General features: G+C 67.3%; 10 protein-coding genes. All 10 read left to right on the forward strand.

Features of this window, described 5'->3' with window-relative positions:
- A partial coding sequence (locus DMB66_RS52390) for a DegT/DnrJ/EryC1/StrS aminotransferase family protein (protein ID WP_199753150.1) occupies positions 1 to 516 on the forward strand: 516 nt, incomplete at its 5' end.
- On the forward strand, positions 513 to 1,907 hold the full coding sequence (locus DMB66_RS52395; RefSeq protein WP_125811556.1) for an NDP-hexose 2,3-dehydratase family protein: 1,395 nt from the start codon (positions 513 to 515) through the stop codon (positions 1,905 to 1,907). The genes DMB66_RS52390 and DMB66_RS52395, both read left to right, overlap by 4 nt.
- A gap of 93 nt (positions 1,908 to 2,000) precedes the next feature.
- Positions 2,001 to 3,155, forward strand: a complete 1,155-nt coding sequence (locus tag DMB66_RS52400) for a glycosyltransferase (protein WP_125811557.1) — start codon at positions 2,001 to 2,003, stop codon at positions 3,153 to 3,155.
- A gap of 238 nt (positions 3,156 to 3,393) precedes the next feature.
- On the forward strand, positions 3,394 to 5,250 hold the full coding sequence (locus tag DMB66_RS52405) for an ABC transporter ATP-binding protein (RefSeq protein ID WP_199753151.1): 1,857 nt from the start codon (positions 3,394 to 3,396) through the stop codon (positions 5,248 to 5,250).
- A gap of 117 nt (positions 5,251 to 5,367) precedes the next feature.
- The gene (locus DMB66_RS52410) at positions 5,368 to 5,577 is read left to right on the forward strand and encodes an MbtH family protein (protein ID WP_125811558.1); all 210 of its coding nucleotides are present in this window, start codon (positions 5,368 to 5,370) and stop codon (positions 5,575 to 5,577) included.
- A 346-nt stretch (positions 5,578 to 5,923) separates the two neighbouring features.
- Entirely contained in the window at positions 5,924 to 6,865 is a 942-nt protein-coding gene (locus DMB66_RS52415; protein ID WP_199753152.1) for a cytochrome P450, read from the forward strand.
- 22 nt (positions 6,866 to 6,887) lie between these two features.
- The gene (locus tag DMB66_RS52420; RefSeq protein ID WP_125811560.1) at positions 6,888 to 8,042 is read left to right on the forward strand and encodes a cytochrome P450; all 1,155 of its coding nucleotides are present in this window, start codon (positions 6,888 to 6,890) and stop codon (positions 8,040 to 8,042) included.
- Positions 8,043 to 8,295: 253 nt separating this feature from the next.
- Positions 8,296 to 9,228 (forward strand): cytochrome P450, encoded by a 933-nt coding sequence (locus DMB66_RS52425; protein WP_199753153.1) that lies wholly within the window; start codon positions 8,296 to 8,298, stop codon positions 9,226 to 9,228.
- Entirely contained in the window at positions 9,225 to 10,109 is an 885-nt protein-coding gene (locus DMB66_RS52430; RefSeq protein WP_125811562.1) for a sulfotransferase domain-containing protein, read from the forward strand. Before DMB66_RS52425 ends, DMB66_RS52430 begins: the two co-directional genes overlap by 4 nt.
- A 97-nt stretch (positions 10,110 to 10,206) precedes the next feature.
- Positions 10,207 to 10,882, forward strand: a 676-nt coding sequence (locus DMB66_RS52435) for a tryptophan 7-halogenase (RefSeq protein WP_125811563.1), incomplete at its 3' end; no start/stop codon positions are given.

A 10,882-nucleotide genomic window follows, 5' to 3' on the forward strand; every position in this document is an offset into this window, starting at 1 on the left:
GAGGTCGACCGCAGCCTCAAGCAACTGCGCTACTACGGGATGGAGAAGGTCTACTACGTCGTGCGCTCACCGGGCCACAACTCCCGGCTCGACGAGGTCCAGGCCGAGATCCTGCGGCGCAAGCTGGGCCGCCTCGACGACTACATCGCCGGGCGAAACGCCGTCGCCCGACGATACGAGGAACGCCTCGGCGACCTCGCCCGGCCGGGCGGGCTCCAGCTGCCGGCCACCAATTCCGGCAACACCCACGTCTTCTACGTGTACGTGGTCCGCCATCCTCGCCGCGATCACATCATCGAGGCACTCAAGGACCACGACATCGCCCTGAACATCAGCTACCCGTGGCCGGTGCACACGATGAGCGGCTTCGCCGACCTCGGCTACGCGCCGGGCTCCCTGCCGGTCACCGAGGAACTCGCCGGCGAGATCTTCTCCCTGCCGATGTACCCGTCCCTGCCCGAGGCCGAGCAGGACCGCGTCATCGACGCTCTGCGCGCTGTCCTGGGAACGTTGTGACCGCCGCGATCGCCCTGCGCCAGCGCGCCGACGATGCCCTGCCGTACCGGCTGCGGCGCTCGGCAGCGCAGACTGTCGAGGGTCACATGATCCGGACCGCTGACTTCCTGCCGTGGCTCGCCGACCGGGCCCGCGCGCACCGATTCAAGGTCGACCGGGTCGCGTTCGACGAGCTCGACGGCTGGTCGTTCGCGTCGGGAACGGGCAACCTGGTGCACCGCACGGGCCGGTTCTTCAGCGTCGAAGGGTTGTCCGTCGCCCTCAGCGAGGGCCCGATCCGCAGCTGGGAGCAGCCGATCATCCGTCAGCCGGAGGTCGGCATTCTGGGTATCCTCGCAAAGGAGTTCGACGGCGTCCTGCACTTCCTGCTCCAGGCCAAGATGGAGCCGGGCAACCCCAATCAGCTGCAACTCTCGCCCACCGTGCAGGCCACCCGCAGCAACTACACGGGGGCACACGGCGGCGCCGGAGTGCGGTATCTGGAGCATTTCACCGGACCGGGGCGCGGCCGGGTGCTCATCGACGTGCTCCAGTCGGAGCACGGCTCCTGGTTCTACCGCAAGTCCAACCGCAACATGCTGGTCGAGGCGACCGGCGACGTCGTGCCGCACGAGGACTTCCGCTGGCTCACGCTGGGCCAGATCGGCGAGTTGCTGCGTCTGAACAACGTGGTGAACATGGACTCCCGGACGGTCATCGCCTGTCTGCCTATGGTCACCTCGGAGTCGGGGGCGCTGCACAGCGATGCGGAGCTGCAGTCCTGGTTCACCGTCGAGCGGTCCCGGTGGAGCAATACGATCGAGCGCAGACCGCTGGCCGGGATCGCGGGCTGGGAGCGCGACGCGCTGTCCATACACCGGTCCGACAGCCGCTTCTTCCGGGTGGTCGCCGTCTCCGTCGAGGCGGGCAACCGGGAGGTGCCGAGCTGGTCGCAGCCGCTGATCGAACCGACGGGGAGGGGCGTCATCGCGTTTCTGGTCCGTGACATCGGCGGCGTACCGCATCTGCTGGTCCAGGCGAAGCCGGAGGCCGGCTTCCTGGACACCGTCGAGCTGGCCCCGACGGTGCAGTGCGACCCCGCCAACTGGCTGCACCTGCCCGCGGAGGATCGTCCACCCTTTCTGGACCTCGTGCTGGCGGCCCCACCCGAGCGGATCCGCTACGAGGCCCTGCACTCCGAGGAGGGCGGCCGCTTCCTCAATGCGGAGAACCGCACTCTGCTCGTCGACGTCACCGGGGACGAGGTCGCGCTGCAGCCGCCGGCCGGCTTCCAATGGGCGACCACGGGCCAGCTCGGCGCCCTGGCCGGTCACGGTCACTACCTCAACGTCCAGGCCCGCACGCTGCTGTCCTGTGTGAACGCCGGCGCTGTCGGGCTGTCGCCGCGCTGACACATGTCCAGCCGCTCAATGCGGTCGGTTGGACGCGCTCAACGCCGGTCCCACCGCCCTGAGACATCCACTCCGCAGGACATCGGAGAGAAAATGCGTGTGTTGTTCTGGTCGTGTGGACCACGCGGAGATCTCGAACCGCTGGTGGCATTGGCGGTGCGGTTGCGGGCTCTCGGTGTGGAGGTGCGAATGTGCGCGCCATCGAACTTCGTGGAGCGGCTGACGGAGGTCGGTGTGCCGCTCGTACTGGCCGACCGGTCGATGCTCGAAGGGGCACGCGAGCCGGGACGGGCGCCTGAGCCTGAACTCGCGGCCGCGCGGCTCGCCGAGCGGTTCGACAAGGTCCCGGCGGTGGCGCGGGGATGCGATGCGGTAGTGGCGAGCGGTTTGCCGTCCGGCGCGACCGCCGTCCGGTCGGTGGCCGAGAAGTTGGGCATCCGGTACTTCTACACCGTTTCGTCTCCGTTCCTGCTGCCCTCGCCGACGCAGCGGGCCTTGTACAACCAGGGCGCGGACAGGATGTTCGGCGGCGCGCTCAACGAGCAGCGAGCCTTGATCGGCCTGCCGCCGGTGGAGAACGTCTACGACTATTGCTGCACCGATCGGCCCTGGTTGGCTGCGGACCAGATCCTGGCTCCGCGGCGGCCGGGCATCGACGGCGTGCGGACCGGTGCGTGGATCCTGCCCGACGAACGGCCTCTCCCGGCCGAGTTGGAGGCGTTCCTGCGCGCCGGTCCACCGCCGGTGTACGTGGGTTTCGGCAGCGGACCCGCTCCCGCTGATGTGACAAGGGTGGCCGTCGAGGCGATCCGGGCCCAGGGGCGCCGGGTTGTCCTTTCCCGAGGGTGGGCCGGCCTGGCCTTGCCCGATGACCGGGACGACTGCCTCGCCGTCGGTGAGGTGAACCTTCAGGAGCTGTTCGGCCGGGTGGCCGCCGCCGTCCACCACGGCGGTACGGGGACGACACACGTGGCCGCCCTGGCCGGCGTCCCCCAGATCGTGGTGCCTCAGATAGCGGATCAGCCGCGCTACGCCGACCGGGTGGCCGAGCTGGGCATCGGTGCGGCAATCGACGGTCCGGCCCTCACCTTCGGCTCCCTGTCCGCCGCGCTCGCCACGGTCTTGGCCCCGGACACCCACACGCGAGCGGCCGCCCTGGCCGGCACGATCCGTACCGACGGGACAACCGTGGCCGCGCGACTGCTGTTCGACGCGGTCAGCCGGGAGAAGCCGGCTGTCTCCGTGTGAGAGCCAGTCGCGGGTCAGAAGTGTTCGCTCGAACCTACTCGTGGACATCGACCCCCTTCAGCATGATGGAGGTCGATGGCGTCATGAATCCTGTGATAGGGGTGCTTTTGTGTCAGTAGTGATGCAGTTCGGCGGGGAACCCCATCGAGGAAGTGATGACCCCGATCCCTGGCAGACCACGGTCCGCCCGGGAACGGTGCGCAGAGTGCTCAGATACTTTCGCCCGCACATCGGTAAAGTGGTGCTCTTCGCCGTCGTCGCCTCGTTGGATTCGCTCATCGTGGTCGCCATTCCGTTGTTGCTGATGAAACTCGTCGACGACGGCATTCTCAAGAACGATCTCGAGCTTGTGACCGAGATGGCCGTCCTGGCCGCCGGGCTCGCTGTGGCGGGCGCGTTGTTGCAGCTGCTGTCGGCCTACATCTCCGGGCGGATCGGGGAGGGGGTCACCTACGACCTCCGGATCCAGTCACTCGACCACGTCCGGCGGATGCCGGTCGCATTCTTCACCCGTACCCAGACCGGGGTGCTGGTGGGCCGGCTGCACACGGAACTGATCATGGCTCAGCAGGAGTTCGGCTTCCTGCTGATGGCGACCACGAGTGCGCTCACGGTGCTGCTGGTGCTGGCCGAGATGTTCTACCTCTCGTGGTTCGTCGCCATCGTCACGCTGGTGGTGATTCCGGTGTTCATCGTGCCTTGGATCTACGTGGGGCGCGCGATACAGCGGCGCACCGGACGGCAGATGGAGGCGAATACCGGCCTCAGTGGACTCCTCCAGGAGCGGTTCAACGTGCAGGGGGCGATGCTCTCCAAACTCTTCGGCCGTCCGGACGAGGAGATGGCCGAGTACGTCGGCCGTGCCGACCGGATCCGCCAGATCGGGGTGAGCCTTGCCGTGTGGGGCCGGCTTGCCTTCGTCATGATGGGGTTGATGGCCTCACTCGCGACGGCGCTCGTCTACGGGGTCGGCGGCGGGCTCGTGCTCGACGGGGCGATCGCGCTCGGGGCGCTCGTCGCCATCGCCACCCTGCTCGGGCGGCTGTTCGGACCGATCGTCCAGTTGTCCGGGCTGCAGGAAACCGCGCAGACCGTCGTGGTGAGCTTCTCCCGGGCCTTCGAGCTGCTCGATCTCAAGCCGCTGATCCAGGAACGCCCCGACGCGATCGCGCTCGCGAAGAACGTGGCGCCGGACATCGAGTTCGATAACGTGTCGTTCCGCTATCCCACCGCGGACGAGGTCTCGCTGCCGTCGTTGGAGTACCTACGGGCCGCACGGGATCGCGCGGAGGTGATGCGGGATGTCCTGCGCGGCGTGAGCCTGCGTGTGCCTTCCGGAAGCCTCACCGCGCTCGTTGGCCCGTCCGGCGCGGGGAAGAGCACGATCACCCACCTGGTGTCTCGGCTGTACGACCCGACCTCCGGGACCGTTCGCGTCGGCGGACACGATCTGCGGGACCTCACCTTCGACTCGCTCCGCGAAACGGTAGGGGTGGTCAGCCAGGACACCTACCTCTTCCACGACACGATCCGGCAAAACCTCCTCTACGCTCGCCCCACCGCCACCGAGGAGGAGCTGATCGAGGCCTGTAAAGCGGCCCAGATCTGGGATCTGATCGAATCTCTTCCGGGCGGGTTCGACACCGTCACGGGCGATCGCGGCTACCGCATGTCGGGCGGGGAGAAGCAACGACTGGCCATCGCCCGGCTGCTGCTGAAGGCACCCACGGTCGTCGTGCTCGACGAGGCCACCGCTCATCTGGACTCCGAGTCGGAGGCTGCCATCCAGCGGGCACTCAAGACCGCCCTGCACAACCGCACCTCGCTGGTGATCGCCCACCGGTTGTCCACGATCCGCGAGGCCGACCAGATTCTCGTGATCGACGACGGAGGGGTTCGGGAGCGAGGGACGCACGAGGAGTTGCTCGCCAAGGGCGGTCTCTACGCGGTGCTCTACCACACGCAGTTCGCCGGGCCGGAAGGCAACGGAGCCACGCCCGAAAGCAACGGCGCAGGGCCGGCGAGCAATGAGACCGGGATCTACGACGATGAGCCTGAGCCGGTGCACTACGTGGTTCGTGGCGGAGGCGGATGACGATGAGATCCGCACCGCTGACCACACCGAGATGATGCAACCCGCGGCGCCGGCCCGGAACGGGTCAGCCGTCGCCGGAGAGCTCCGGCCCCGGCCGGAGCGGGAGAGGACACCACAATGACCAATCCGTTCGACAACGAAGACGGTTCCTTCCTCGTGCTCGTCAACGACGAGGGCCAGCACTCGCTCTGGCCCGCCTTCGCGGAGGTGCCGGCCGGCTGGACCCGTGTCCACGGCGAGGCCAGCCGTCAGGAGTGCCTGACCTACGTCGAGGAAAACTGGACGGACCTCCGGCCGAAGAGCCTCATCGAGCAGGTCGGCGCGTAAGTGATGCTGTCCAGCCGGCCAATGCGGACGGTTGGACGGGCTCGACGGTCGTGCGGCCGGCCGGACCATCCAAGTCGCGTATGCCGGTGGGATGAGCGAAAGGATCTGTGGCGTGTTCGAGGAGCTCAACGTCGGCCTGGCCTCGGAGCTGCACCAGCGAGACCGGTTCGACCCGGTGCCACAGCTCCGCTCCCTGATGGCCGAAGACCCTTTGACGATTCTGGGCGCCGAGGACGCCCCCGATGGCCGAACCGCTTGGCTCGCCACCGGGTACGACGAGGTCCGGCGGGTGCTCGGCGGGAGTGAGTTCAGTTCCCGGCTGCTCTACGGCGGGACCGCGGCCGGCTTGGCCTGGCCCGGCTTCCTGACCCATTACGATCCGCCAGAGCACACGCGACTGCGCAGGATGGTCGCGCCCGCTTTCGCCGTCCGGCGGATGCAGAAGTTCCAGCCGCAGGTCGAGCTGATCGTCGAGGACAGCCTCGACGAAATCGAGGCCCTCGGCGGACCGGTGGACTTCGTCCCGCGCTTCGGATGGTCGGTGGCGACGACGGCGACCTGCGACTTCCTCGGCATCCCCCGTGACGATCAGGCGGATCTGGCACGCTGCCTCCACGCCAGCCGAACGGAACGGTCGGATAAGCGGCGTGTCGCGGCGGGAAACAAGTTCATGACCTACATGAGCAAGACCACGGCTCGCACCCGCCGCGATCCCGGTGACGACATGTTCGGTGTCGTGGTGCGCGAGTACGGCGACGAGATCAGCGACGCGGAACTGACCGGGGTGGCCGCGTTTGTCATGGGCGCGGGGGCCGACCAGGTAGCCCGCTTCCTCGCGGCGGGCGCCTGGCTGATGGCCGAGAACCCCGGGCAGTTCGCCCTGCTCCGGGATGAGCCGGAGACCGTACCGAACTGGCTGGACGAGATGGTTCGATACCTCACCACGGACGAGAAGACCCATCCGCGTGTCGCACTGGAGGATGTGCGCATCGGTGATCACCTCATCAGGGCCGGCGATGCCGTCACGTGCTCCTTGCTGGCGGCGAACCGCCGGGACTTCCCAGCTCCGGCGGATCGATTCGACATGACGCGGGAACGACCGGAGCACGTCGCGTTCGGGCACGGCATTCATCACTGCCTCGGCAGGTCCATGGCCGAGCTGGTGTTCCGGACGGCGATTCCGGCGCTGGCGCGCCGCTTTCCCACGCTGAGGCTGGCCGAGCCGGACCGCAAGATCAAATTGGGGCCGCCGCCGTTCGACGTGGAAGCCCTGCTGCTCGACTGGTAGCGCCGGAAGCATAGGAGAACCGATGACACTTCCTCTGCCGCATCAGCGGGTCTGGCTCGATCCGGTGCCGGAGCTCGATGAGCTGCGAAAAGACGGCCCCTTGCACGAGTATGACTCCGAGCCGGGTATGGACGGCCGCAAACAGTGGCTGGTCACCGGCTACGACGAGGTCCGGCAGATTCTCGCCGACCACCATCGGTTCAGCTCGGCGCGGCCGGTCGACGACGAGGCGGATCGAGCCCGGTTGCCGGGCATTCTGCAGGCGTACGATCCGCCCGAGCACACTCGGCTGCGCCGGACGGTTTCCCCGGCGTACTCCGCCCGGCGGATGGAGCGGCTGCGGCCCCGTATCGAAGAAATCGTTGAAGACGGCTTGGACGATTTCGAGAGTGTGGGATCGCCCGCCGACTTCGTCCGGCACGCCGCCTGGCCGATTCCCGCGTTCATCGCCTGTGAGTTCCTCGGCGTCCCTCGTGACGATCAGGCGGAGTTGTCGCGGATGATCCGGGAAACCCGAGAGAGCAAGATCCCTAGGCAGCGGGTCGCGTCAGGTCTGGGCGTCGTGAACTACACCGAGAGGCTGGCAGCCAGCAAACGCCGCGACCCCGACGAAGGCATGATCGGCGCCCTCGTCCGCGAGCACGGAGATCAGGTCACCGACGAGGAACTGGCGGGACTCGCCGAGGCGAGTCTGACCATGGCCACCGAGCAGGTGGCCGCCCAACTGGCCGTCGCGGTGCTCCTCCTGGTCTCCCATCCCGCGCAGCTGGCGCTGCTCCGCGAGCGTCCTGAACTTGTGGACGGCGCGATCGAGGAGGTGCTTCGCTACGGGTCGGTCGTCGAGGCCCCCTCTCCCCGGGTCGCGCTTGCCGATGTGCGTGTGGCAGGACGGGACATCCGCGCTGGCGAGGTCCTGACGTGCTCGATGCTGGCGATCAACCGTGCGCCGGGGGACCGGTTCGACATCACCCGACGGGACCGCACGCACCTGTCGTTCGGGCACGGCATCCACCACTGCATCGGGGCGCCGCTGGTCAGACTCGAGCTACGGGTGATGCTGCCGGCGGTGGTCCGCCGGTTCCCGTCCTTGCGGCTTGCGGTCCCGGAGGAGGAGCTGCGATTCAAACCGGGCAGGCCGGCCCCTTTCGCCGTGGAGGAGCTTCCCCTTGAGTGGTGACGACTCGCCTCCGGTCCACACTCTCCGGCAGGGTTTCGACCCGGCGGACGAGCTACGCGCTGCTGGAAAGCTGACGAGGATCTCCATCGGGTCCGGTGCGGCGGCCGAGTCCACCTGGCTGGCCGCGGGGCATGCCGTCGTACGGCAGGTGCTCGGCGATCACAAGCGGTTCAGCACCCGGCGTCGCTTCGACCGGCGGGACGAGATCGGCGGGACGGGCATCTTCCGGCCGCGCGAGCTGGTCGGCAACCTGATGGATTACGACCCGCCCGAGCACACCCGGCTCCGGGCGCTGCTGACCCCGGGATTCACCCAGCGCCGGATGCGGCGCATGGCGCCGCGCATCGAAGAGATCGTGACGGAACGTCTCGACGCCATGGAGCATGCGGGACCCCCCGCCGACCTGGTCGAGCTGGTCGCCGACGAGGTGCCCGGGGCGGTGCTGTGCGAGCTGATCGGAGTGCCCCGAGACGACCGCTCCATGTTCCTGCAGCTGTGTCACCGACATCTCGATGCCGCGCTGAGCGCGAGGAAGCGGGCGTCCGCCGGCGAAGCGTTCTCCCGCTACCTCGTGGCCATGATGGCCAGGGAACGGAAGGACCCGGGCGAAGGGTTCATCGGAGCGATCGTCGCCGAACACGGCGACACGATCACGGATGAGGAGCTGAGAGGCGTCTGCGTGCAGCTGATGCTGGCCGGAGACGACAACGTGTCCGGCATGATCGGGCTGGGCGTGCTGGCGCTGCTGCGCCATCCCGAGCAGATCGCCGCGTTGCGGGGTGACGTTCAGTCGGTGGATCGGGCGGTCGACGAGCTGATTCGGTACCTGACAGTCCCGTATGCGCCGACCCCCCGGACCGCGACTGAGGACGTCGCCATCGCCGGCCAGGTGATCAAGGAGGGGGAGACCGTCCTCTGCTCTCTCCCGATGGCCAACCGTGACCCTGCGCTGCTGCCCGATGTGGACCGCCTCGATCTCACCCGCGGGTCCGTTCCACATGTCGCCTTCGGGCACGGCATCCATCATTGCCTGGGAGCTGCTCTGACCCGCCTCCAACTGCGCATCGTCTATACCGCGCTGTGGCAACGTTTTCCCGGGCTGGAGCTGGCGGATCCCGACCAGGAAACCATGTTTCGGACGAGCACCCCGGCGTATGGATTGACCACTCTGATGGTCACTTGGTGATCGTCGTCCAGCTGAGCCGGCACGAGGAGAAGGAGTGTGCGATGACACGGATCTCATGGATCGTCAGCTACCCGAAGTCCGGCAACACGTGGTTGCGCAGCATGCTGACGACCTACATCGGCGGTGCTCCGGCCGAATCTCTCCGGCGTCTCCAGGACCTGATCCCTGACATCCATCCCATGCTTGCGGAGGGCGATGTGCCGGCGTGGGACGACGGCGGATCCGCCCTCGTCAAGACCCACTTTCTGCCCGACGTTCGTGTGCTGCGCCTCTACCGTGAAGTGTCCCGCAAGGCTGTCTATATCGTACGGAATCCGCGGGATGTTCTGCTCAGCAGTCTGCGGGCGATGCACATCTCCCATGACGACACGGCAGAGTGCCGGCGGATAGCCGAAGGCTTCATCGCGCACGAGAGCTTTTTCGCCGACCGTGGCCGCATCGGTATTGGATCATGGACAGAGAGCCTGCGGATGTGGACCTCGACCGATATTGTCCGGGACAGCTTTCCGGACATCGACGTGCTGACGGTACGGTACGAGGACATGCGCAGCGATCCGGCCGGAAAGCTTACCGAGATCGTGGAGTTCCTCGACCTTGGCCGCCCCATTGTCGAGCACGACATCCAGGGCGCGGTGGAAGGCAGCACCCTGGATCGTATGCGTGAGATGGAAAAGAAGGACAAGGTCAATAGAAAGCCGCCGCCGCTGTCGAGGTGGGCCGCCGCGAAAAATCCGGCGCAGCAATTTCCATTCATCGGGGAAGGGCGGCAGGGGCAATCGCTCGCCTTCATGGGCGAGGATATCGAGGATGCATTCCGGGAGCGACTGCGGGATGGGTCCGAATTCGCCTTGCTGGCGAAGCAATTCGGTTATGACGAGTGATATCGGCACCGGTGTCAACTTGACGAGCTTCACGCCGGCGCGGTGCGACGAGAAAATTGCCCCAACCGACTAGTACTCGATCGAGAGACGGTGAGAGATGCCAGTGGAAGAGTTCGATGTGGTGGTGGCCGGTGGCGGGCCGGCCGGTTCGACGGTGGCTTCCCTGGTGGCCATGCAGGGTCATCGGGTGTTGCTGCTGGAGAAGGAGGTCTTTCCCCGGTACCAGATCGGCGAGTCGTTGCTGCCCTCCACCGTCCACGGGGTGTGCCGGATGCTCGGCGTCACCGAAGAACTGGCGGAGGCCGGTTTCCCGACGAAGCGGGGTGGCACCTTCCGCTGGGGTGCGCGCCCGGAGCCGTGGACGTTCTCCTTCGCTGTTTCGTCCCGGATGACCGGCCCGACGTCGTTCGCGTACCAGGTCGAGCGGGCGCGTTTCGATGAGATCCTGCTGCGTAACGCGCAGCGCAAGGGTGTCGAGGTGCGTGAGGGCTGCTCGGTCGCCGGTGTGATCGAAGGGGACGAGCGGGTCGCCGGCCTGCGCTACACCGACTCCGACGGCGGTGAGCACGAGGTGCGTGCGCGCTTCGTGGTCGATGCGTCGGGCAACAAGAGCCGGCTGTATTCCAGTGTCGGCGGGACCCGGAACTACTCGGAGTTCTTCCGCAGCCTGGCGCTTTTCGGCTACTTCGAGAACGGCAAGCGGCTGCCGGCGCCGAACTCGGGCAACATCCTCAGCGTGGCCTTCGACAGTGGCTGGTTCTGGTACATCCCGC

Source organism: Actinoplanes sp. ATCC 53533, assembly GCF_003947245.1.